This is a genomic window from Micromonospora sp. USAFONa4, from assembly GCF_057197825.1.
This window is the reverse complement of record NZ_CM170072.1, coordinates 6,420,857-6,443,217: the sequence shown is the minus strand read 5'-3', so window position 1 is coordinate 6,443,217 and position 22,361 is coordinate 6,420,857. Positions and strand designations below refer to the sequence as shown.

Here is a 22,361-nt window from a genome sequence, read left to right as displayed (position 1 = left end):
ACGGGCCGGCGGACGTCCACCCGCCGGCCCGCCCCGGCTCGGCTAGCCTGCCGGGGTGGACCCCTCCGACGTGCCCCGGCTGGAGCTGGTCGTCGACCCGGCACGCCCCACCGCGCGTACGCTCCTCGCCGCCGGCGTGGAACAGTCCTACGTGGACGTGGCCGACCCCCGGCACCTGCACTTCGAGTACGTGCGGCGGATGGCCGCCGTGGCCGACCTGGCGGCGCCACCCGGCCGGCCGCTGGCCGTGCTGCACCTGGGCGGCGGCGCGCTGACCCTGCCCCGTTACGTGGCCGCCACCCGGCCCGGCTCGCCGCAACTGGTCGTGGAACGCGATCCGGCCGTGGTCGACCTGGTGGCGCGGGAACTGCCCGCACCGCCCGCCGGCGTCGACGTGCGGGTGGCCGACGCCCGGGACGCGGTGACCCGGGCGCCCGCGGCCGGCTTCGACCTGGTGCTCGCCGACATCTACCGGGCGGCGCGGATGCCCGCCCACGTGCGCAGCGTCGAGTTCGCCACCGAGGTGGCCCGGGCGCTGTGCCCCGACGGCGTACTCCTGGTCAACGTGACCGACCTGCCGCCGCTGGTCTTCGCCCGGGTCCAGGCGGCCACCCTGCGGGCGGTCTTCGCCGACGTCTGCCTGGTCGCCGACCGCCGGATGCTGCGCGGGCGGCGGTACGGCAACGTCGTGTTCGCCGCCGCGCTGCGCCCCGGGCGGCTGCCGGTGGCCCGGTTGTCGGCGCGGGTCGCACGGGATCCGGTGCCCGGCGGGGTGCTGCACGGACCGACCCTGGACGAGTTCGTCGCCGGCGCCCGTCCCGCCACGGACGCCGCCCTCGCCCCGCGCTGAGGCGACCCGCCCCTGCACCCTCGTGTCGCGCCGCACGGTGCGCCGCCCTCGGGTCAGGAAGGGGCCCTTCCTCTACCGAAAACGTCAGGAAGGTGCCCTTCCTTTCACGTCAGCGGACGCGGACGGCCACCTCCGGCGAGGAGCTCTCCAGCGGCACGGCGTTGGCCGGGACCAGGCCGAGTTGCACGGCCGGGCGCGGCAGCGCGGCGTCGAGCATCCAGTCGGCGCTCACCCGGGCCCGGTTGCCCGGCATCGCCAGCAGGTGGTAGCCGCGGGTGACCGCCTTGGCGGGCAGCCCGGACAGCGACACCTTCAACGGGTTCGCCGCCGCGTCCTTGCCGCCCAGGTCGACCACCCAGCCCAGGTCGTGGTGCTTGTACGGCCTGCGTCGCCCCTGCCCGTAGGAGGCGGCGATGTTGTGCGCGGCCAGCTTGCCCTGCCGCTGCGCGTGCTGCGCCGTCATGGTGCAGATCTGCCCCGGGCGGGCCAGGTCCGGCACGGCGGCCGCGTCGCCGCAGGCGTACACCTCGGGGAAGCCGGGGACGGTGAGGTACTCGTCGACGACCAGGCGGCCCCGCTCGGTGCGCAGTCCCAGCTCGGCGACGAACGGGTCGGGACGCACGCCGACGCACCAGACCAGGGTGCAGGTGGGCACGTAGTCGCCGTCGGTGAGCGTCACCCCGTCGGCGGTCGCCACGGCCACCGAGGTGCCCATCCGCACGTCCACGCCGCGGCGGCGCAGCACGCGGTCGGCGGTCTCCGACATCCGCTGGTCCAGCTCGGGCAGCACCCGGGGCGCGACGTCGAGCAGCATCCACTTCGGGCGGATCTTGAGGCGGGGGCGTTGGGAGACCAGCTCGTCGGTGAAGAGCTGGCCGTGCGCGGCCACCTCGGTCCCGGTGTAGCCGGCGCCGACGACCACGAACGTGGCGCGCGCCTGCTGCTCGGCCGGGTCGTCGGTCTGCTCGGCCAGCTCGATCTGCCGGATCACGTGGTCATGCAGGTAGAGGGCCTCGGGCAGGCCACGGAAGCCGTGGGCGTACTCGGTCACACCGGGGATCGGCAGCAGCTTGTTGACGCTGCCGACGGCCAGCACCAGCCGGTCGTACGCGATCCGGTTGCGGTCCCCCTCCGGCTGCGTGAAGCCGACCCAGCGGTTCTGCAGGTCCACGTGGTCGGCCTCGCCGATGAGCACCCGCACCCCGTCGAGCGTCCCGGTCAGCGGCACGGAGATCCGGCGGGGCTCGACCACGCCGGCGGCCACCTCGGGCAGCAGCGGCAGATAGAGGAAGTAGTCGGTGGAGTTCAGCACCACGATCTCGGCCCGGCCCCGGGCCAGCCGGCTCAACGTCTTCGCCGCGTGGTAACCGGCGAACCCGGCCCCCACGATCACCACACGAGGTTTCGTCATTGCCGCCCCGTTCCCACCCCGGAGCGGGGCAAACGTGGCGGGTCGGACGATTCAGCACTCGGCCAGCCGGACGTGCCCGGTCTGCCCGACCGCCTCCACCTCCCAGCACCGCCCGAACGCCCGCACCCGCTCGGCGGCGATCCGTCCGATCTCGTGCGGGATGTCGGGGTCGAGGACCAGCCGGCCGTCCACCGGGTTCAGGTTGAGCATCGCCCGGACCAGGGCCAGCGGCGCGCCGGCCGCCCACGCCTGCGGGCTGCACGCGGTCGGGTACGGGATCGCGAAGAGCAGCCGCTCCCGCGGGAACCCGCTCATCGCCTCCGGCAGCCGGTGGCCGAACTGCTCGGCCGCCTCGAGCAGGGCGAGGCTCACCCGGTTCGCCTCCGCCCGGTAGCCGTAGCGGGCCATGCCGAGCGCCGCCAGCGAGTTGTCGTGCGGCCAGACGGTGCCCAGGTGGTAGCCGAGGGCGTTGTAGAGCCGTTCGTCCCAGGAGAGCGTGCGGATCCCCCAGCCGGAGAACATGTCCTCGCTCATCAGCTGCCGCACCACTGTGCCGGCCCGCTCCGGTGGCACGATTCCGCTCCACAGCAGGTGCCCCATGTTCGAGGTCTTCGAGTCGATCGGGTTCTTGTCGCCGTCCAGCCCGACCGCGTAGAAGCCGCCCCGCTCATCGAGCCAGAAGTCGCGGTTGAAGCGCTCGTACAGCGTCTCGGCGTCGGCGCGCAGCCGGCGGGCGAGGTCGGGGTCGGCGAGCGGCCCGTCGGCCAGCTCGGCCAGGCGCAGCTTCGCGTCGTAGGTGTAGCCCTGCAGGTCGCTGGTGGCGATCGGCAACACCGGGATGCGGCCGTCGGCGAAGCAGACGCCGTCCGGGGAGTCGCGCCAGCACTGGTTGCCCAGCCCTTCCGGGGAGCGCGTCGCGTACTCGACGTAGCCGTCGTCGTCGCGGTCGCCGTACCGGTCGATCCAGTGCAGCGCGGCGAGCGCGTTGTCGCGCAGGAAGCGCACTGTCTCGTCGTCGCCGGTCCACCGCCAGTACTCCGACAGCAGGACCAGCCAGAGCTGGGTGGCGTCGGCGCTGCCGTAGTAGGGACCGTACGGCTTCTGTCCGGTCCGGGTCAGCTCGCCGCTGCGCACCTCGTGCAGGATCTTGCCGGGTTCCTCGTCGGTGAAGTCGTCGCACGTCTCGCCCTGCAACCGGGCCAGCGCGAGCAGCGCGCCCTTTGCCAGGGCCGGGCCCGCGACCAGCGTCTGGTACGCGGTGATCAGCGTGTCGCGACCGAAGACGGAGAGGAACCAGGGCAGGCCGGCGCCGGGGAGCATGATCCGCTGCCCCTTGACCTCCAGGTCGAGTCGGAGCGCCGCCAGGTCGTCGCGGGTCTGCTCGAGCGTCCGCGCCAGCGCCTGGTTGTCGCTGCGCAGCGCAGCCCGCCCGAGGGCCCAGCGGCGCACCGGGTCGTCGGCGCGGCGGTGGAACACGTCGGCGATGTCGCCCTGGACCGGCTCCACCACCCCCATTCCCGGTGGCAGCGGCACGTGCAGGTCGACGTACCACTCCTCCCGTCGGTGCAGGGTGATGTCCCAGACGAGGTCGTCGCCCTCGACCCGGTCCGCCGGCCGGGAGCAGCAGACCCGGGTCTCGGCCGCGAAGTCGCCCCGGGCGTACGTGAAGCACAGTTCCGAGCCGTCCTGCGCGTGGCTGCGGGTGATCTCGGCGGAGCGGTCCCGAACCCCCGACTTGACCTCGAACAGGTCGGCGAAGTCGACGCCCACGGCCAGCCGCAGCTCCAACCGGACCGGTTCCGGCCGGAAGGACACGATCTCCACCCGCTCGTGGAAGCCGTCGCCGACGTACCGCAGCCGCCGCATGCCCAGGCTGTCCGGCGGCAGGCCGGATTGGGCCGAATTGGTCAGCACGTACTGGGCCGAGTAGTGGTCGATGGTCTCGGCGCGCAGCACCAGCAGCTGCTCGCCGTTGACGGTGAGCACCCAGCCGCTGAGCAGCCGGGTGTCCAGGTGCACCAGGCCGCCGATGCTGCCTGGCGGCACGTCCCCGCAGGGGTCGGAGTACATGAAGGTCGGGCCGCTGAGCACGGCGATGGAGTCCGGGCCCAGCTCGGGCGGCATGGCCCGCTGGTCGCCGCTCTGCCCGGCGGCGGCCCGCAGGCCGGGTGTGGGGTCGGCGGGGGTCGGACGGACGACAGCCATGCCTCCACCGTAGGAAGACCGTCGCTGTCCGTCATCACCCGCTCCGGGTGAAGCGGCGCGGAACCGGTCACGGGGGACGCCGGGTGGAACCACGGCCGACGGGCCCGAGGCCGGAGTGCCGACAGCGGCGGACTTGCGACACGCGACTGTGCGGTTGCCGACAGTGACGGCCCCGGTGGCGGCGCACGCTGCTTGCCGACCCGACCGTCGTCATCAGGAGGAAAGATGCGACTCCGTTCGCTCGCCGCCGCCGCGCTGACCGCCGTGCTGGCCGCCGGCGTGCTCGCGCCGGCCGGCCCGGCCGTGGCGGCCACCGCCGACCGATGGGGCTTCGCCTACGTCAAGGACCCGACCGTGCCGGCCTGGACGGTGCTCGACACCACCCGGCAGTGGGGCAGTTGGAAGACCGCCTTCCCCGCCGCCTGGGCGCAGGGGGGCAAGCTCGCCCCGGGCCGGTTCCAGGTGCGCTTCCCCCAGATCGGCGCCGGCGCGCGGGGAGTGCCCCACGTGACCCCGGTCAACCGCACCGGCCACTACTGCGAGGTCGTCCGCTGGTTCTCCTCCGGCGCGGACCAGATCGTCGACGTGCAGTGCCACAAGCCGGGCGGGGACCGCGACGACACCCCGTTCACCGTCATGTGGACCACCAGCAGCGGCGTACTGCCGGCGGGCACCGCCCACGCGTACGCCCAGCAGGCCGGCGGGGCGCTGGTCCAGTCGTACAACTCGACGGGGGCGGCGAACGGCCTCGGCCCGCTGGGCGTCGGCCAGTGGGCGGTGAAGCTGCCGGGCGTCGGGCTCGCCGGCGCGCTGGCCGGTGACGTTCAGGTCACCGCGGTCCAGCCGAACGCGGCACCGCGCCGCTGCAAGATCGAAAGCTGGTCCTTCTCCGGCGTCGACGTGGCCGCAACCGTGTCCTGCTTCGACCAGGCCGGCGCGCCGGCGGCCACCGACTTCGTCCTGTCCTACCACCGCCGGCGGCCGGTGATCGGCTCGCTCGCCCCGCCGTCGCGCTTCGGCTACCTGGGCACCGCGGTGGGCGGGCCGACCAACGACAACTCGGTGCTCGGCGTCGGCGCCAACACCGTCGCGGCGATCGCCCCGGCCGGCCGCTACCTGGCGAAGTTCCCGCAGCTCGGAGTCGCGGAGACGCACGCCCAGGTGGTGGCGCAGGGGGTTGGGTCGAACTACTGCCACCTGACCCAGCCCTGGTCGACCGCGCTCGACGTCGAGGTGGACGTGGTCTGCTTCGACAACGCCGGGGTGATCACCCCGCACCGGTTCCTGGCGACCTTCACCTCCCGCGCCTGACTCGCCACGGCCGCCTCCCGCTTCCGAGACGACCGCAGCCGTCCAGGCGACCGCAGCCGTCCAGGCGACCGCAGCCGTCCAGGCGACCGCAGCCGTCCAGGCGACCGCAGCCGGTTGGGCCGCGCCGGATCACCCGGGGCGGGTGGGTTCACCTCACCCGCCCCGGCGGCACGGTGGTGCTCCACCGCCACCCGAGCGACGGGAGGACAGCGCCAATGAGCACACCGATGTCGAACGACCGGCGGCAGCCGATCTACCTGCGGCAGAGCGGTCGCCCGCAGCTCACGGCCCGGCAACGCCGGCGCGTCGAGCACAAGCAGGGGCGTTTCGTGCGCCTCGACGGCCAGCGGCCCGAGGCACGCCGGCCCGGGCGCTGACCCGGGTGGCCGGTGGCGGCCGTGACGTGCCGCCACCGGCCTATCCGCCGGCGGGACACGGGGCGGTGATCGCCCACCGTTCGTGATCGCGCCACGCCCCGTCGATGAACAGGTAGTCCGGCGAGTAACCCTCCAGCCGGAAACCGAGCTTACGGGCCACCCGTCGGGACGGCTCGTTGCCCGGCTGGATGTTCGCCTCCAGTCGGTGCAGGCCGAGCGTGTCGAAGGCGTGCCGGACCACCAGGCCGATGCCGGCGAAGGCGTGTCCGGTTGGAAGGCGGCGTAACCGAGGTAGCCGCCGCGCAACGCGCCCATGAGGATCCCGCTGATGTTCACGTAGCCGGCGATCGCCCCGCTGTCCCGGTCGCAGATCAGGTACCCGGCGTTGTCCAGCGGGTCGCGGACGCCCCGGCCCTCACGGACCGGCCGGCTGGTCCGCCCCGTCGTCGACCCGCTCCAGCGTGTAGTGGATGGTCTGGGCGACGATCCAGCCCTCTTCGATGAGGAACGAGTCCGCCCCGTCGCAGACCCGTACGCCCTCGATCCGCGCCGTCCACTCCAGGAACGCCACCCGGCCCTCGACCATCCGGTTCGTGTACACGTAGCGGGCGCCGGGCAGCTCCTCCTCCAGCAGGCGCGCCAGCTCCCCGACCCCCGCGTGCCCGCGGAACACGCCGCGCCGTTCCAGGACCACGCACGACGGCGACACGTTGCGCGCCAGGTCCTCGGCGAACCGGTGCTCGGCGGCCAGCCGCAGGTGGTCGTCGAACACCTCCGACGCCGACCGCGCCCGCAGGTCCTCGCCCACCGCGCCGCCCCCGTCCGACCCGGCCGCCGCTGCCGCGTCGCCCTCCCCCGCCGTCACAGCGGACCCGGGTACGGCTGCTCCGGCGGCATCGGCACCCGCAGGAAGGTGGCCCCGCGCAGGTCCAGCCAGGCGTGCCCGGGCGAGCGGACCAGCCGCAGCATCACCTCGGCGCAGTTCGGGCAGCGGCCGACGAGGCCGGGGGCGTGGGGGTAGACCCGCAGGCCGGCCAGCGGGCCCTGCGTGCGGCAGTGCTCGCACCGCCCGGCGGCGCTGCTCAGGTCGACGGCGAACAACTCCCGCAGCGGGCCGTCGAGCATGTTGCCGTCCAGGTACGACGTATCGGTCATCGGGCGCTCCTCCTCGACGCTCAGCCGGTCGGGCCGAACCGTTCGGTCTTCACCCGCCGGCTCTGGTGGCCGAGCCCGACGAGCAGGTCCGCCACCGTCTCCACGAAGCCGGTCGGCCCGCAGACGTAGCAGAGCGGCTCCAGCTCGGGCGGCCAGCCGTGGCTGTTGACGTCGGCCAGCCCGATCCGGTGCGGCTCGCCCCGCCAGTCCTGCGGCGCCTCGCGGGTGTACACGTACGCGACGTCCAGGCCCAGGTCGTCGCGGACCCGGCGGCGCAGCTCGTCGGCGTAGAACACGTCGGCCGGGGTGCGCACCGAGTAGAGCAGCCGGAACGGCACCCGGCTGCCGGCGGCGCGGCGGGCGCGCACCATCGCCATCAGCGGCACGACGCCCGAGCCGCCGGCCACCAGCAGCACCGGGGCGGTCTCCTCCGGCCGCCAGACGAACCAGCCGCCGACCGGGCCGCGCACCTCCACCGGGTCGCCCTCGGCGTAGACGTCGATCAGGTAAGGCGACACCTCGCCGTCGGGCACCCGCTGCACGGTCAGCGTGATCCGGTCGCCCTCTGCCGGACCTGCCAGCGAGTACGACCGCGCCGTCTGGTAGCCGTCGGGGGCGGTCAGCCGAACGTCGACGTGCTGCCCGGGCAGGTGCCCCGGCCAGCCGGGTGCCTCCAGCACCAGGGTGTGCGCGGTGGGCGTCTCCACCCGGCGCTCGCGCAGCCGGGCCACCCGCCAGCGCAGCGGGGCGGTCAATCGCCCTGGTACCGCTGCTCACGCCACGGGTCCCCGTAGTCGTGGTAGCCGGCGGTCTCCCAGAATCCGGGCTGGTCGTCCGTGGTGAGCCGGATGCCGCGCACCCACTTGGCGGACTTCCAGAAGTAGAGGTGCGGCACGAGCAGCCGGGCCGGGCCGCCGTGCTCGGCCGGCAGCGGGCCGCCGTCGTAGCGGTGCGCGATCCAGGCCCGCCCGCCGCGCAGGTCGGCCAGCGGCAGGTTCGTGGTGTAGCCGCCGTACGAGTGGGCCTGCGCGTAGTGGGCATCGGTGTCGACGCCCGCCAGCAGGGTGTCCAGGGAGACCCCCTGCCAGTCGGTGTCCCGCTTCGACCAGCGGGTGACGCAGTGGATGTCGACCGCCGGGGTCTCCTGCGGCAGCGCCATCAGCTCGTCCCAGCTCCAGCGGAACTCGGCGCCGGACTCGGTGGAGATGACGAACTCCCAGGTCTCCAGCGGCACCCTCGGCGTCGGGCCGGCGGAGAGCACCGGGAAGTCCTGCGTCAGGTACTGCCCCGGCGGCAGGGCCGGCTCCGCGGAGCGGGGCCGGCCCTGGAAGCCCGGTGACACGATTCCCACCCGTCAGTCGTACCACCCGGGGCGGGTGGCGAGGCGCGGTCGGCGGATCCGCACCGCGACGGGTGACGCCTCAGTTCCGCTCGACCACGACTTCCTTCTCGCCCCGGCCGGCCTTGCTGGTGGCCCGCAGGCTGGTGAGGGTGACGATCACCAGGACGCCGATGATGACGCCCAGGGAGGCGAGGGTCGGGATCTCCGGCACGCCCGGCCAGATGCCGTGCGCCCAGTGCAGGCCGAGCTTGACGCCGATGAACGCCAGGATGATCGCCAGGCCGTAGCTGAGGTGCACGAGCCGGCTGAGCGCGGCGTGCAGCACGAAGTAGAGCGCCCGCAGCCCCAGCAGGGCGAACGCGTTGGTGGCGAAGACCAGGTACGGGTCCTCGGTGATGCCGTAGACGGCGGGCACCGAGTCGACGGCGAAGACGATGTCCGTGGCGAGCAGCGCCGTCACCACGAGGGCGAACGGGGTGAGCGTACGCCGGCCGGAGAGGCGCACGACCATCTTCGGGCCGTGGTATTCCTCGGTGACCGGCATGAACTTGCGCAGCAGCCGCACCGAACGCATCTTGCTGATGTCGACTTCCTGCTCGTGCCCGGTGACGGCGTCGCGCAGCAGCTTCGCCGCCGTGAGCAGCAGGATGATCGCGAAGAGCAGGAAGGCGAAGTCCAGGGTCTGCAGGGCCGCCGCGCCGATGGCGATGAACACCGCGCGCAGCAGGAGCGCGCCGGTGATGCCGTAGAGCAGGGCCCGCTGGGCCAGCTCGGCCGGCACCGCGAACGCGGCCAGCAGCAGCATGAAGACGAACAGGTTGTCGACCGAGAGGGACTTCTCCACCAGGTAACCGGTGAGGTACTCCACGCCCTGTTGGGAGCCGAAGCGGGACCAGATCCAGGCGCCGAAGGCCAGCGGCAGGGCGATGTAGAAGGCGGACCAGCCCAGCGCCTCCCGCATCGACACCTCGTGCGGCTTCCGGGTGACCAGGAAGTCCAGCACCAGCAGGGCGATCACGGCGGCGATGGTGACGCCCCACAGCGTGGGGGTGCCCACCGACTGAAGACCGGTGGCAGCAAGATATGGCAAATCGGACATGGAGCCTCCTCGAACACCCTGTCATGTTCGAGGTCTCCTTCACCCACTTTCCGTGGGCAGCCACCCGAGGCGCGCTCCGGGCACGCCGTACTGACCGGGATGGCTCGTGGGAAGTACTCCCCTCGTCGCGACAAGGTTAGGGCAGGCCCGTGGGCTCGGCAAACGGGGCACGCCAGATCACGCGCGCAAGGCGTGATCTGGGGCTTCGAGGGGCTTTCGTCCCAGCTCAGCGGGTGACGGCGGCGAGCACGGCCGCCACGTCGAGGTCGGCCATGCACGCCGGGCCGGCCGGGTCGAGCGGGCAGCGCGCCTCCCACCAGCAGGGCTGTTCGGTGATGGCGGTGGGACGCCGGTACCCGCAGCCGGGCAGGCCCTGCAGGTCGGTGCCGCCCATCCCGTACCGCCGGGCGTCGGTGGGGCCGAACAGCGCCACCGTCGCGGCGCCCGTCGCGGCGGCGAGACGCACCGGCCCGGTGTCCGGCCCGACCACCACGCCGCCGCGCCGGCCCACGGCCGCGAGCTGCCCGGCGAGGGTGGGCAGGTCGGCTCGGGGCAGCGGCGCCCCGACCGGCGCGGCGGCGTCGACCGGGCCGACGGTGAGCACCGGGTGTCCGCGCCGGGTCAGGGCGCGGGCCAGCCCCCGCCAGTGCCTCTCCGGCCAGCGCTTGACCGCCATCCCGGCGTCGGTGACGAGCACCACCGGCGGCGCCAGGGGCTCCCCCACCAGCCGGGCCACCGCCCGCTCCCCCGCGCGCCGGGCCCCGTCGTCGAGGTGGACCCGGGGCCGGGCGGCCCGGTCGGCAGCGCCGAGCAGCCCTTCGGCGCAGAGGATCTCCAGGTAGCGGTCGCCGACCGGCTGCTCCGGCGGCGGATCGCGCCACAGGTCCGTCACGGCCCGCCCGGCGCCGGCCTCGAGCAGGTCGGGGATGCCGTCGTAGCGGGTGGTGGCGACCGCCAGGTCCGGCCGGCAGGCCGCGAGCGCCTCGACGACCGCCTCCCGCTCGGCGCCCGGCCGGCCGTGCCGGGGGGTGCGCACCTCCGCGACCGCCGGGTCGGCGCGCACCAGGTCCGCCCCGGGGTCGTGGGTGAGCACCCGCAGCCGCGCGCCGGGGTTGCGGCGGGCCAGGCCGTGCACCGCCGGCAGCAGCATCAGCAGGTCGCCGATCCCGCCGAGCAGGTCGACCACCAGGATGTCCGCGTACCGGTCAGGCATCCGCGCGCCCCAGGGTCCGCGCATAGAGGTCACGGTGCGCGGCGGCCACCCTCGGCCAGGAGTACGCGGCGGCGAAGGCCCGCCCCCGCTCGGCGAGCCGGCGGCGCAGCACCGGATCGGCGAGCAACCTGCCGACGGTACGCGCGATCGCGGCGCTGTCCCGGCGGGCGCCGATCACCGCCACCGCGCCGCTGCGGTGCGGTCCGTCGTCGCCGGCGTCGGACTGCGTCACCGCGGTCGGCACGCCGTGCGCGAGCGCGGCGAGCAGGGCGCCGCTCTTCGTGCTCACCCCCGTGGTGAACGGCAGCACCGCCACGTCGGCGGCGTGCAGCGCGGCGGAGACCCGCTCGGCGGGCAGGTGCCCGGTGAACGTCACCGCGTCGGCCACCCCGCACCGGTGGGCCAGCCCGGTCAGCTCGGCGCGGAACGCGCGCGCCTCCCCCTCGGGCAGCGCCTGCGAGGTGAACCCGCCGACCACCAGCAGCCGCAGGTCCGGATGGTCGCGACGCAGCTCCGGCAGCGCCTCGATGAGGTACCGCAGCCCCTTGACCGGATGCACGAAGCCGAAGAAGGCCAGCAGCGGCGCGCCCTCCGGCAGGCCCAGCTCCGCCCGCAGCCGCGCCCCCGCGGTGGACGCGCCGACGCGGTCGACGACGTTCGGCGCGATCGGGATGTGCGTGGCCCGCCGGCCGGTACGCGCGTGGACCACGTCGCCGTGGCCGGGATTCGTGACGATCACGGCCGCGCTGGCCGGCACCAGCCGGCCGGACTCCCGGTCCCAGCAGCGGACCCGCTCCAGCGCCGACCAGAGCCGGGTCGGCAGCCAGCCGGGGCAGGTCCACCAGCCGTACTCGTGCAGGGTGGTGACCAGCGGCACCCGCCGGGGCAGCCGCCACGGCAGCAGTCCGGGCTGCCCCGAGAACCGGTACGCCGACGGGGCGAACTGCACGTGCACCACGTCGGGGGCCAGCTCGCGGACCCGGCGGGCGGCCCGGGCGGTGGCGGCCCGCCAGCGTTCCCGGTCGGCGTCGGGGCGCACCGGCACCGGGGTCACCTCGACACCGACGCCGTCGAGCGCCTCGACCAGGTGCGTCACGTAGTCGCTGACGCCGTCGGCGTCGGGCCGACCGGGACCGTGCAGCATGGCCACCCTGATCCGGTCGTCGACCACGCCACCTCCCGCTTCTCGGCGGGCGGGTTCCCGGCCCCTTACGACGCAAACGCGCCTCGCCTATGGTGTGCCGATGACCGAGGACGTCCCGGCCGGCCCGCTGGCCGGCGTACGGGTGATCGAGCTGGCCGGCATCGGTCCCGGCCCGTTCGCCGCGATGATGCTGGCCGACCTGGGCGCGGACGTGGTCCGGGTGGACCGGGCCACGGACGTCGACCCGGACGCCTTCGGCACCCCGCACCCGGACCTGCTCAACCGGGGACGCCGCTCGATCGGGGTCGACCTGAAGTCCCCCGGCGGGCGGGAGGTGGTGCTGGCCCTGGTCGCCGCCGCCGACGCGCTCATCGAGGGGTTCCGCCCGGGGGTCACCGAGCGCCTCGGGGTCGGCCCGGCGGACTGCCTCGCGGCGAACCCCCGGCTGGTCTACGGCCGGATGACCGGCTGGGGCCAGGACGGCCCGGCGGCGCCGTACGCGGGGCACGACATCGACTACCTCGCGCTGACGGGCGCGCTGCACGGGATCGGCCGGGCCGGCGAGCGCCCGGTGCCGCCGATGAACCTGCTCGGCGACTTCGGCGGCGGCGGGATGATGCTCGCCCTCGGCCTGGTGTCCGCCCTGTACGCGGTGCGCGGCGGCGCACGGGGCCAGGTGGTCGACGCGGCCATCGTCGACGGCGTGGCGGTGCTCAGCACCCAGATCCACGCGCTGCGCCGGCTCGGCATGTGGCAGGACCCGCGCGGGGTGAACCTGCTCGACGGCGGCGCTCCCTTCTACGACACGTACGAGTGCGCCGACGGCCGGCATCTGGCGGTCGGCGCGCTGGAGCCGCGGTTCTACGACGAGCTCGTCCGGCGCTCCGGCTTCCCGCTGGCCCCGGACGAGGCGCTGGACCGCACCGACCCGGCGAACTGGCCGGCGCTGCGCCGGTCGTGGGCGCGGCTGTTCCGCACCCGGACCAGGGACGAGTGGACGGCGCTGTTGGGCTCCTCGGACGCCTGCGTGGCGCCGGTGCTGGACTGGCGGGAGGCGCCGGAGCACCCGCACCTGGCCGCGCGGGGCACCTTCGTGGATCGGGACGGGGTCACCCAGCCGGCCCCGGCGCCCCGCTTCTCGGGCACTCCCACCGCGCTGCGCCGCCCCCCGCCCCAGCCGGGCGAGCACACCGACGAGCTGCTGGCCGGGGCGGGCTTCGCCCCGGAGCGGGTCGCCGCCCTGCGCGCCGCCGGTGCCGTCGCCTGAGGCGGCGCACCACCGCCCCGTCGTCCCGGCTGGCACCGCCGGGTGGGCGTCCGGCCGGCGTCGCCGGGCGGGCGGCAGGGTCAGGAGCGGCGCAGGGTGGCGCCCGGCGCCATCGCGGGCTCGACCATGTCCCGGAAGTCGCGCGGGAGCTGCACCACCACGTCGTCGAACTCGCCGCCGCTGATCGCCTCACGCAGGGTGACGAAGACCGCCCGGGCGGCGTCGCGCGCCGCCGGCTCGGTCACCCCGGCCCGCACGGCGACGCGGGCGACGAACTCGGCCGCGCCGAACCGCTCCGCCGACTCGGTACCCGGGCTCGGCTTCAACACGAGCTGCAACGGCTTGGGCAGCTGGGCCGCCAGGTCCAGCACCTCCCCGCCGGTCAACCGCTCGGCGAGGGTCTCCAGCGTCGCCCGGGTCAGCGTCACCGCCTGCTCCGAGGAGGTGCGGGTGCGCTGGGCGACCTGGTCGACGAAGGTGTCGTAGTTCATCCGGGCTCCTTCAGGCTGCGTCGGGGCCTGCGCGTACCCGCCGGCGCGGCCGGGAAACGACGGGGATTTCCGCGCGGGACGGCGCGTGACGGCCCGCCGGGCGGGTAACCGCCGCCGGTCGTGACCGGATCGATGCCCCGGAGGAGCCGACACCATGGCGAGTTACGCCGACGTGCTGCAGTACCTGTCGAGCCTGGACTACCCGGCCGAGAAGGACGACGTGGTACGCCAGGCCGAACGGGAGGGCGCCCCGCCGGACGTGCTGCGCGCGTTGCGGGCCCTGCCGCCGGTCGACTACGCCAACGGCAACGAGGTGGCCCGCTCCGCGGGCATCGAGGCGGCCCCTGAGGTGGGCTCCGCGCAGCGGGCGGCGCAGGCCCGGGACAAGCGGCACCAGCGGGTGTCGCAGCACCTGCGCGGCATCTGACCCTTGCTGTCGCGGGCCGCCGACGCGTCCGGGCCGGGCACATCCGGGCCGGACACGTCCGGGTCGGAGCGTGGCGCTCGCGGCGGGCGGGCCCGCGCCGGTGACGGATGACGCGCGCGCCGGTCGGGCACACCCCGGCCGCGGTCCAGCTCACCGTGATGGGCGCGATCGGCCTGGTGGCCGGCGGGCTCACCGCGCTGGCCGTCACGCCGGCGCTGGCGCCGCTGGCCGGCTGGGACGCGGCGGCGCTGAGCTGGCTGGTGCTGGTCTGGCACCGGCTGTGGCCGATGGACGCGCGGGGGACGGCCCGACTGGCGGTGTACGAGGACCCGAACCGGGCGGCGCGTGACGCGCTGCTGCTCGCCGCCTGCCTGGCCAGCCTGCTGGCCGTCGGCATCGTGGTGACCAGCGCGCACGGGGCGCCCGCCACGCCTGCCCGCAACGTCTACGGCGGGCTGGCCGTGCTGAGCGTGCTGCTGTCCTGGCTGGTGGTGCACACCGTGTTCGCCGCCCGGTACGCGCGGATCTACTACACGGGCCCCGACGGTGGGATCGACTTCAACCAGTCGGAGCCGCCCCGCTACTCGGACTTCGCCTACCTGGCGTTCACCGTCGGAATGACCTTCCAGGTCTCCGACACGGCACTGAACAGCAACGAGATGCGCCGGACGGTCCTGCGACACTCGATGGTGTCGTACCTGTTCGGGGCGTTCATCATCGCGGTCACGGTGAACCTGCTGGCCGGCCTGGCGAGATGAGCCGGCATCCGCGTGGAGTGGGCCGACCCGGCGGAGAGCGGGAGTTGCCGGACAGGCGGGCGCCCCCGTCGCGAACCGCGACCGGGGCGCCACACAGAACCTGTCCGGTGGCCGGTCGGGCCCGAACCGGGCCGCGACCACCAGGCGGTCGATGCACGCCCGAACCGGGCGGGCATCAGTGCCGCGACCATCATACGATGAAACATCACCCGTTCGGACGATTACGAAGGAAGTGTGGGCCAGCCCACCACCAGGTCAGGCGGCCAACTCCCCGTACCGCTTCTCCAGGTCCACCCGGGCCAACGCCCCGACCAGCCAGGCCAGCCGCTCGGACTCCCCGCTGCCGGCCAGGCCCGCCAGGTCGTCGGCGGAGCGGCCCAGCCCCAGCCGGCGGGCCGCGACGAGCGCCCTCCGGTCGGCCACCGGCGCCACCTCACGCCACAGCGCCTGGGCCTCGCGGAGGAACAGGTCGACCACCGGGGCGTCCACCCCGGGCAGTTCGGTGAGCAGCTCCCGCTCCCGGGCCGGGTCGTAGTGGGCCACCGCGCGCAGGCGGCGCAGGTCGCCCCGGTAGCGCTCCACCACGGCGCGCGCCAGGTCGCCGAGCGTGTCGGCGAGCGCGTCGACGTCACCACGCTGGCCGCTGTCGCGAAGCACGCGTACCCGGTCACCGTGCAGGGACCGGGCCAGCCGGGCGGCGCTGTCCCAGCCGGCGGCGGGCAGGGCGTGCGCGCTGTCCACGGCCCGCCGGAAGTCACCCCGGCGGGCCAGCAGCACGGCGAGGCAGAGCACCTGGAACAGGCTCGACGGGTTGTTGACGACCCGGAAACCGTACTGCTCGGCGAAGCCGCGCCCACTGCCGGCCAGCCGGCGTACCAGGCGTTTCCTGTCCTCGACACGGGAAGTGGATGTGGTCGGCATGCCGGCGACTACCCGCGCCGCGCCCGGCCACGCCTGCCCGCCTCAGCCGTGCAGCCCGCCGCTGCGGTCGCGCGCCTTGAGGCGGGTGGTCGGCAGCGCCGGGGCGGGCAACGGCGGGGCGGGATCGTCGGCGACGACGCCGAAACGCCGCCCGGCCATCCAGTCCTCCCGCGCGGCGGCCACCTCCTCGTGCGAGCGGCCGACGAAGTTCCACCACATCACCAGCGGTTCCTCGAACGGGGCCCCGCCGAGCAGCAGCAGCCGGCTCCCCGGCACGCCCGTCAGGGTGAGCCGCTCCCGACCGGTGCCCAGGTAGAGCAGCGCCCCCGGGGTCAACGGCACCCCGTCGACCTCGGCGGAGCCGGACATGGCCAGCAGCCCGTACTCGAAGTCGGGTCGCAGCGGCAGCGTGGCCGGCGCGGGTCCGCGCAGCTCCACCTGCGCGCCGAGCAGCGGAGTGTACGTCAGGGCCGGGGACCGCTCGCCCGCGAGCTCGCCCACCAGCAGGGTGACGTCCACTTCACCGTCGCGCCAGCGCGGCAGGTCGGCGTGGTGGGCGAAGTCGGCGGCCCCGGCGCGGGCCGGGGCCGGCAGCGCCACCCAGAGCTGCACGCCGTGCATCAGCGGCGGATGCCGCTCGGGCGACCGCTCCGAATGCGCGATGCCGTGCCCCGAGGTCATCACGTTGAGCTGGCCGGGGCGGATCGGTTGGACGTTGCCCAGGCTGTCGCGGTGCAGGATCTCCCCGTCGAGCAGCCAGGTCACGGTCTGCAGGCCGGTGTGCGGATGCGGCGGCACCTCCATGCCGGGCCGCTCGGCCACGTCGTCCGGGCCGAAGTGGTCCACGAAGCACCAGGCGCCGACCATCCGCCGCTGCCGCTGCGGAAGCAGCCGACGAACGGTGGTGTAGCGACCCAGCGGCACGTCGTGGCCCGGCAGCAGGACGCTGCCGGGATCGGCGATCGCCACGCCGGGTGGTCGGGTCTCCGCGGGCATCTTCTCGGTACGCTCCACCGCCCGACTGTACGCCCGGACAGGCCACGAACCCGTCGGCCTCCCCACCGCTCAGCCCACTCCGACGTCGGCGCGATCGGGGCGCCTCCGGTTCACGCCGCCCGCAACTCCGGTGGGCGTCGCCCGGGTGTACCCCAGTGGGTGCAGCCCCGGAACTCCGGTGGGCGTCGCCCGGGTGAACCCCAGTGGGTGAGGCCCGGGGCTTCCGGTTGGCGTCGCCCGGCGAACTCCCCAGTGGGCGCTGCGCGGCGAACGCCCTGGTGGGCAACGCCCGGAACTCCGTTGGCGCCCGGGCGAACTCCGGTGGGTGAGGTCGGGGCTCCAGTAGGCGCCGCCGGTGAGCTTCGGCGGGTGAGGCCGGGAGTTCCGGACATGCGTCCGGCCGGCACCCCGGACAGGGGGCCGGCCAGACGATCGACTACTGCTGTCAGCTGTTCCAGTGCTCGGTGACGAGGTCGGCGGCCTGCTGCTCCCACTGGGCGTAGTGGTCGGGGTAGGCCGAGACCTGCACGGTCTGGGCGGCCTTGGTCAGGGGCATGTCCTGCCATCCGTCGACCTGCTTGAGGCCCTTCAGGAACGCGGTGGTGGAGTACTCGGGGTCGGTGATCTGCTCGATCGTGCCCCACCCGCTGGAGGGGCGCTGCTGGAACAGGCCCTGCGAGTCGTGGTCGTTGCGGTCACCCAGGTGACCCAGGTTCTCCAGCTTCGACTCCTGCAACGCGGTGGCGATCGACACGACGGCGGCGCGCTCGTCCATGCCGGCCTTCTTCGTCGCCGCGATGATCGCCTTGACGTTGGCGACCTGCTCGTCGGACAGGTCGACGTGCGACTGGGCGCCCTGCACACCGTGCGGGATCAGCTTGGCCTTGTCGACCGACGGCTTGTCGGCCTGCACGGCCACTGCCACCGGCGTCGACTGCACCGACGGGGCCGCGTGCGCGGTCGCGGGACCGGCGAACACGCCACCGGCGAACGCGAGACCAGCAACACCGAGAACGCTCTTACGAATGATCGTGTTCATCAGAAACGCTCCATTCGGGGGTTGGCACCCACACACCGAAAGGGGGATCGGCTCACGCGGATGCAAGCACCGTCAGGCGCTCATACGAACTCACGGGGGAATCTCCAGCGAAACGCGGAGAGGATCTCCGACGATCAAGCCAGAAAAAGACCAGAGAAAAGATCAGATCGGCCGTAACAGCCGCATGTCCGACCAGCGCGATCCGGAGGGGGCCGGGCTGTCGTGCGGGGCGGGGGGACGCCCTCGCGTCGGTCGGACCATGTGTAACCACCGCCGGCCCGCCATCATTCCGGGGGCCCCGGACCCGCCAACCCATCGGGGCGACGTGACCTCGGCGGCGTGGCCTTGCTCGGTCGTACGCAGGGTGTAACGACCCCGCCCCCGCCACGATTCCGCCCCCACGATGCCCCCGGTCACACCCACAAACCGCACATTCGGCACGCCACGTCACCCCGCTGACGACCCACTCACCCGGACAGCCGCGAAACCGGACACCGGTCACAGACAGGGCCACCGGGCCACCGGGCCACCGGGCCACCGGGCCACCGGGCCACCGGGCCACCGGGCCACCGGGCCACCGGGCCACCGGGCCACCGGTGGAGATCTTGGTAGAAAACGGCCCTTGGAGGGGCCGTTTTCTACCAAGATCTCCGGTAGGAGCCGGGCGGACGGACGCGGCAGTGGGCCCCGACGGGGTGTGGCCCGTCGGGGCCGACGCAGGGGTCAAACCCGCGGGTGGACTTCCGCGTCCCGGGGCCGATCGAGGTCGGGGCGGGGTGCCCGCGCCGACTGCGCAGAGCGCCTCGGCGGCGGCGCGGATCCCGAGGGCCACCACGACGGGGCCCGGCGGGCGTGGTGGCGCCCGCCGTGGCCGCGCCGCCGGCTCAGCGGGACAGGTCGCGGTCGGGCGCCTGCCCGTCCGAGTACGCGCTGCGGTAGATCGTGCCCCGCCCCGTCGGGTCCGGCGCGTGGGGCAGCGGGGCGGGGTCGACGGGCGGGACGGGGTCGACAGCCTCCGCCGCACCGCGCCGCGCCCGGATGATCCGGGAGACCACGAACCAGCCGGCGGCCGCCACGCTGGCGACGATGACCACCTTCTGCAGCACGCCGGCGTACCCCTCGACGAGGTGCCAGTTGTCGCCGAGCAGGTAGCCGGCCATCACGAAGGTGGTGTTCCAGACCAGGCTGCCGAGCGTCGTGTAGACCGCGAAGGTCAGCACCGGCATCCGCTCCACGCCGGCCGGGATGGAGATCAGGCTCCGGAAGATCGGGATCATCCGGCCGAAGAAGACGGCCTTCACCCCGTGCCGCAGGAACCACTCCTCGGTGCGGTCCACGTCGCTGAGCTTGATCAGCGGCAGCCGCTGCGCGATCGCCCGGATCCGCTCCCGGCCCAGCGCGGCGCCGATCCAGTACAGGGCGAGGGCGCCGAGCAGCGAGCCGAGGGTGGTCCAGAAGATCGCGCTGACCACGCTCATCCGGCCCTGGCCGGCGACGAAGCCGGCCAGCGGCAGGATCACCTCGCTGGGGATCGGTGGGAAGAGGTTCTCCAGGGCGACGGCCAGACCCGCGCCGGGGCCACCGAGCCGCTCGACCAGACCGATGACGAAGCCGACCAGCCCGTCCTCGGGCGGCGCGGCCTTTTCGGGGGCGGTGCCGGAGGCGAGCAGGGCGTGCGCGGTACGAATCATGGACCACACGCTACGAACCGATCCTGAGAGTCCGCCAACGGGCCGGCCCTTGCGTCCGGCGGACGGTCCACAGCGGCGGGGTTCGCACTAGGGTGGCCCCGTGACGACGCGCACCACGACCGTCGGCGGGGCCCCGGTCCGGGTCGCGGTGCCCCGCGCCAGGGCGGCGGCAGGATGACCGGCCGGCTGGCGCAGCTGTGGCGTTACCCGGTGAAGTCGATGCTGGGAGAGCGGCTGCTTGCCGCCGACGTCGGCCCGGCGGGTGTGGCGGGCGACCGGCGGCTGGCCCTGCGGCACCGGGACACCGGGCGGGTGGCCAGCGCGAAGCATCCCCGGCTCTGGCGCGACCTGCTCACGCTCCGCGCCGCCGGCGCCGCACCCGATGAGGTACGGATCACGCTGCCCGACGGGCGGGCGCTGTCCAGCGTGGACCCCGGCGTCGACGACGTGCTGTCCCGGGTGCTGGGCGTCCCGGTGACGCTGATCGACCGGCCGCCCGCCGGGGCGCTCCTGGACCGGGCCGACCCGGACGCGGTGCTGGCGGCCGGTCTGGCCGCCGAGGTGCCGGTCGACGCCAACCCGCTCGGGGCGGCGGCGCCGGGCACCTTCTTCGACTTCGCCCCGGTGCACCTGGTCACGACGGCCACCCTGGCCCGGGTGGCCGCCGAGCTTCCGGGCGGCACCGTCGAGGCGGTCCGCTACCGGCCCAACCTCGTGCTCGACATCGGCGTGGACGGCTTCGCCGAGAACGACTGGGTTGGTCGCGAGCTGCGGGTCGGCCCCGAGCTGGTGCTGCGGGTACTCGCCCCGACCCCGCGGTGCGCGGTGCCGACCCTGGCGCACGGGTCGCTCCCCCGGCAGGCCGGGGCGTTGCGTGTCCCGGCCCGCCTCAACCGGGTCGCGCCGCTGCCGCAGCTCGGCGCGCAGCCGTGCGTGGGCGCGTACGCGCAGGTGGTGCGGGGCGGCCGGGTGGAGCAGGGGTCCGCGGTCGAGGTCGGCTGAGCCGGTTCAGTCGTCGTCCTCGTCGTCGTCCGGCGACGGCGTGTCGATCCGGTCGAGCAGGGCGTCGAGTCGGGCCGCCGTGTCGGGCGGGAGCTGCCCCTCCTCGGCCGCCTCGGCGAGGCGCTCCCGCAGCTTCTCGACCCGCTTGGCCCGGTCCTTCTCCTTGCCCCGGCTCAGGTCCGCGAGCTTGTCCCGCAGCCCCTCGACCGTCTTGCGGTCGATCTCGCCGCGGGCCTGCGCCCAGGCGAGCACCGCGGCGAACTCGGCGACGAACTGCGGCAGGCCGACGGGGTCGGGCCGCGCGGTCACCGGCGGCGGGGCGGAGGTCCTGGCGGGCGGCGGCGTCGGCCTGGCCGACGTCGGCTTGCCGGCCGGTGTGCCGGTGACGGGGGCCGCCGCCGGTGGCGGACTTCCACCGTCGCCGATGACGAGCGCCCCGACGAGCCCGACGAGCAGCGCGGCGCCGACGGCGACCAGCGCGGTGACGGGCCTCCTGCGCGTGGCTCCCGCGCCGCCGGCCGGGGCGGTACGACCGGTGCGGGCGACCACGGGATGGCGCCCGCCCGGCGGGGCGGGGTACGGCACCCCCGCGCGGCCGGTGAGGTTCGGGGACGGCGGTGAGCGGTCGATCAGGGTCGGCGGGTGCTCGGCGCCTGCCGACGAGGGGGACGTCGCAGACGAGGCGCCGGCGGACGGGGTCGGCAGGACGGCCGTGGGCGGGTGGGCCGGCGCCTCCGAAGCGAAGCGGGTGGCGAGCTGGGCTGCGCCCGGCCGGTGCGCCGGATCGGTGGCCAGGCAGGCCAGGGTCAGCTCGGCGATGTCGGGCGGCAGCCCGGGGACCCGCGGGGGCGGCACCGGCGGGTGCCCGGTGTGCACCTCCAGCGCGTCCTCCCAGGTCTGCACGGGCAGTGGGGCCCGGCCGGTGAGGGTGCGGTAGAGCAGCGCGCCGAGGGCGTAGACGTCGCTGGCCGGGTTCGGCGGCCCGGGCCGCATCCGCTCCGGGGCGAAGTACGCGGGCGTGCCCATCAGCAGTTCGCCGGTCTGCCCCGCCCTGGGGTGGTGCGGCCCGGCGAGCGCGGCGATGCCGAAGTCGAGCACCTTGGCGCCGGTCTCGGTGAGCATCACGTTGCCGGGCTTGACGTCGTGGTGCACCACGCCGATGCGGTGGGCGGCGGCGAGCGCCGCGGCGATCTGGCCGGCCATCCGCACCGCCTCCGGCCAGGGCAGCGGTCCGTCGGCGAGCCGGTCGGCGAGGTTGCGCCCCTGCACCAGCTCCATCACCAGGTACGGCACGACGATGCCGCCGTCCAGGGCCGCCTCGCCGTAGTCGTACACCTGGGTGACGTGCGGGTGGGTCAGCCGCGCGGCGGCGCGGGCCTCGCGCTGGATGGTGGCCCGCAGTTGCGGGTCGGTGGCGAACTCCCGGGTGAGGGCCTTGACGGCGACGGGCCGGTGCAGCACCTCGTCGTCGGCGCGCCACACCTCGGACATCCCGCCGAGGCCGATGCGCTCGCGCAGGACGTAGCGGTCGTGCAACCGCAGGGTGGGCGAGAACGGCGACATAGCCGTTCAGTCTGCCCTGCCGGCGGGGTCGGCCACCAGCGCGGTGCCCGGTTGCGGGCCGGTCGTCGCGGTTCGGACGGCGACGACCGGCCCGCACCG

General features: G+C 74.7%; 23 protein-coding genes. 7 read left to right on the top strand and 16 right to left on the bottom strand.

Annotated elements, in window-relative coordinates:
* Nucleotides 1–55: 55 nt before the first annotated feature.
* Nucleotides 56–850, top strand: a complete 795-nt coding sequence (locus tag AC0OO9_RS27710; RefSeq protein WP_484513503.1) for a spermidine synthase — start codon at nucleotides 56–58, stop codon at nucleotides 848–850.
* A gap of 109 nt (nucleotides 851–959) precedes the next feature.
* Here AC0OO9_RS27710 and AC0OO9_RS27705 read toward each other — a convergent pair whose 3' ends face one another.
* Complete coding sequence (locus AC0OO9_RS27705) at nucleotides 960–2,261, bottom strand: NAD(P)/FAD-dependent oxidoreductase (protein ID WP_484513501.1); 1,302 nt, start codon at nucleotides 2,259–2,261, stop codon at nucleotides 960–962.
* Between the two features lie 51 nt (nucleotides 2,262–2,312).
* Complete coding sequence (locus AC0OO9_RS27700; RefSeq protein WP_484513499.1) at nucleotides 2,313–4,466, bottom strand: amylo-alpha-1,6-glucosidase; 2,154 nt, start codon at nucleotides 4,464–4,466, stop codon at nucleotides 2,313–2,315.
* Between the two features lie 225 nt (nucleotides 4,467–4,691).
* Here AC0OO9_RS27700 and AC0OO9_RS27695 point away from each other — a divergent pair, with 225 nt between their 5' ends.
* Complete coding sequence (locus AC0OO9_RS27695) at nucleotides 4,692–5,777, top strand: hypothetical protein (protein WP_484513497.1); 1,086 nt, start codon at nucleotides 4,692–4,694, stop codon at nucleotides 5,775–5,777.
* Nucleotides 5,778–5,992: 215 nt separating this feature from the next.
* A complete protein-coding gene (locus AC0OO9_RS27690) occupies nucleotides 5,993–6,154 on the top strand; it encodes a hypothetical protein (protein WP_165947859.1) in 162 nt (53 codons plus the stop codon).
* A gap of 40 nt (nucleotides 6,155–6,194) precedes the next feature.
* Here AC0OO9_RS27690 and AC0OO9_RS27685 read toward each other — a convergent pair whose 3' ends face one another.
* The 8 genes from AC0OO9_RS27685 to AC0OO9_RS27650 all read right to left on the bottom strand — a co-directional run bounded on the left by AC0OO9_RS27685 (nucleotide 6,195) and on the right by AC0OO9_RS27650 (nucleotide 12,134).
* Nucleotides 6,195–6,395 (bottom strand): GNAT family N-acetyltransferase, encoded by a 201-nt coding sequence (locus tag AC0OO9_RS27685; RefSeq protein WP_484513494.1) that lies wholly within the window; start codon nucleotides 6,393–6,395, stop codon nucleotides 6,195–6,197.
* A 174-nt stretch (nucleotides 6,396–6,569) separates the two neighbouring features.
* Entirely contained in the window at nucleotides 6,570–7,019 is a 450-nt protein-coding gene (locus AC0OO9_RS27680; RefSeq protein WP_484513492.1) for a hypothetical protein, read from the bottom strand.
* Entirely contained in the window at nucleotides 7,016–7,309 is a 294-nt protein-coding gene (locus tag AC0OO9_RS27675) for a DUF6510 family protein (RefSeq protein ID WP_484513490.1), read from the bottom strand. Before AC0OO9_RS27675 ends, AC0OO9_RS27680 begins: the two co-directional genes overlap by 4 nt.
* Nucleotides 7,310–7,329: 20 nt before the next feature.
* On the bottom strand, nucleotides 7,330–8,064 hold the full coding sequence (locus AC0OO9_RS27670; protein WP_484513488.1) for a ferredoxin reductase: 735 nt from the start codon (nucleotides 8,062–8,064) through the stop codon (nucleotides 7,330–7,332).
* Nucleotides 8,061–8,651, bottom strand: coding sequence for a sulfite oxidase-like oxidoreductase (locus tag AC0OO9_RS27665; protein WP_484518065.1), 591 nt, complete (start codon nucleotides 8,649–8,651; stop codon nucleotides 8,061–8,063). Before AC0OO9_RS27665 ends, AC0OO9_RS27670 begins: the two co-directional genes overlap by 4 nt.
* A 79-nt stretch (nucleotides 8,652–8,730) precedes the next feature.
* On the bottom strand, nucleotides 8,731–9,750 hold the full coding sequence (locus AC0OO9_RS27660; protein ID WP_421449240.1) for a TerC/Alx family metal homeostasis membrane protein: 1,020 nt from the start codon (nucleotides 9,748–9,750) through the stop codon (nucleotides 8,731–8,733).
* A 226-nt stretch (nucleotides 9,751–9,976) separates the two neighbouring features.
* Nucleotides 9,977–10,963: a glycosyltransferase family 9 protein gene (locus AC0OO9_RS27655; RefSeq protein WP_484513486.1), complete on the bottom strand. Its 987-nt coding sequence runs from the start codon at nucleotides 10,961–10,963 to the stop codon at nucleotides 9,977–9,979.
* Complete coding sequence (locus AC0OO9_RS27650; RefSeq protein ID WP_484513484.1) at nucleotides 10,956–12,134, bottom strand: glycosyltransferase; 1,179 nt, start codon at nucleotides 12,132–12,134, stop codon at nucleotides 10,956–10,958. Before AC0OO9_RS27650 ends, AC0OO9_RS27655 begins: the two co-directional genes overlap by 8 nt.
* Nucleotides 12,135–12,207: 73 nt before the next feature.
* On the opposite strand from AC0OO9_RS27650, the gene AC0OO9_RS27645 reads away from it, so the two are divergent.
* Nucleotides 12,208–13,374, top strand: a complete 1,167-nt coding sequence (locus AC0OO9_RS27645) for a CaiB/BaiF CoA transferase family protein (RefSeq protein WP_484513482.1) — start codon at nucleotides 12,208–12,210, stop codon at nucleotides 13,372–13,374.
* A gap of 80 nt (nucleotides 13,375–13,454) precedes the next feature.
* Here the strand turns inward: AC0OO9_RS27645 and AC0OO9_RS27640 are convergent, their stop codons facing one another.
* Complete coding sequence (locus tag AC0OO9_RS27640) at nucleotides 13,455–13,865, bottom strand: DUF2267 domain-containing protein (protein ID WP_311410195.1); 411 nt, start codon at nucleotides 13,863–13,865, stop codon at nucleotides 13,455–13,457.
* A gap of 154 nt (nucleotides 13,866–14,019) precedes the next feature.
* Here AC0OO9_RS27640 and AC0OO9_RS27635 point away from each other — a divergent pair, with 154 nt between their 5' ends.
* Nucleotides 14,020–14,292 carry a DUF2795 domain-containing protein gene (locus tag AC0OO9_RS27635; RefSeq protein ID WP_484513479.1) on the top strand — a complete coding sequence of 91 codons (273 nt, stop codon included), beginning with the start codon at nucleotides 14,020–14,022 and terminating at the stop codon, nucleotides 14,290–14,292.
* Between the two features lie 107 nt (nucleotides 14,293–14,399).
* On the top strand, nucleotides 14,400–15,050 hold the full coding sequence (locus tag AC0OO9_RS27630) for a DUF1345 domain-containing protein (protein ID WP_484513477.1): 651 nt from the start codon (nucleotides 14,400–14,402) through the stop codon (nucleotides 15,048–15,050).
* 255 nt (nucleotides 15,051–15,305) lie between these two features.
* On the opposite strand, the gene AC0OO9_RS27625 is transcribed toward AC0OO9_RS27630, so the two are convergent.
* The 4 genes from AC0OO9_RS27625 to AC0OO9_RS27610 all read right to left on the bottom strand — a co-directional run bounded on the left by AC0OO9_RS27625 (nucleotide 15,306) and on the right by AC0OO9_RS27610 (nucleotide 19,697).
* Nucleotides 15,306–15,971 carry a hypothetical protein gene (locus AC0OO9_RS27625; protein ID WP_484513475.1) on the bottom strand — a complete coding sequence of 222 codons (666 nt, stop codon included), beginning with the start codon at nucleotides 15,969–15,971 and terminating at the stop codon, nucleotides 15,306–15,308.
* A 42-nt stretch (nucleotides 15,972–16,013) separates the two neighbouring features.
* Nucleotides 16,014–16,985 carry a pirin family protein gene (locus tag AC0OO9_RS27620; protein WP_484513473.1) on the bottom strand — a complete coding sequence of 324 codons (972 nt, stop codon included), beginning with the start codon at nucleotides 16,983–16,985 and terminating at the stop codon, nucleotides 16,014–16,016.
* 427 nt (nucleotides 16,986–17,412) lie between these two features.
* The gene (locus AC0OO9_RS27615) at nucleotides 17,413–18,006 is read right to left on the bottom strand and encodes a hypothetical protein (RefSeq protein ID WP_484513471.1); all 594 of its coding nucleotides are present in this window, start codon (nucleotides 18,004–18,006) and stop codon (nucleotides 17,413–17,415) included.
* Nucleotides 18,007–18,890: 884 nt separating this feature from the next.
* Entirely contained in the window at nucleotides 18,891–19,697 is an 807-nt protein-coding gene (locus tag AC0OO9_RS27610) for a DedA family protein (RefSeq protein ID WP_484513469.1), read from the bottom strand.
* Between the two features lie 174 nt (nucleotides 19,698–19,871).
* Between AC0OO9_RS27610 and AC0OO9_RS27605 the strand changes: the two genes are divergently transcribed.
* On the top strand, nucleotides 19,872–20,699 hold the full coding sequence (locus AC0OO9_RS27605) for an MOSC domain-containing protein (protein ID WP_484513467.1): 828 nt from the start codon (nucleotides 19,872–19,874) through the stop codon (nucleotides 20,697–20,699).
* Nucleotides 20,700–20,705: 6 nt separating this feature from the next.
* Here AC0OO9_RS27605 and AC0OO9_RS27600 read toward each other — a convergent pair whose 3' ends face one another.
* Complete coding sequence (locus AC0OO9_RS27600) at nucleotides 20,706–22,262, bottom strand: serine/threonine-protein kinase (protein ID WP_484513465.1); 1,557 nt, start codon at nucleotides 22,260–22,262, stop codon at nucleotides 20,706–20,708.
* Nucleotides 22,263–22,361: the final 99 nt, after the last annotated feature.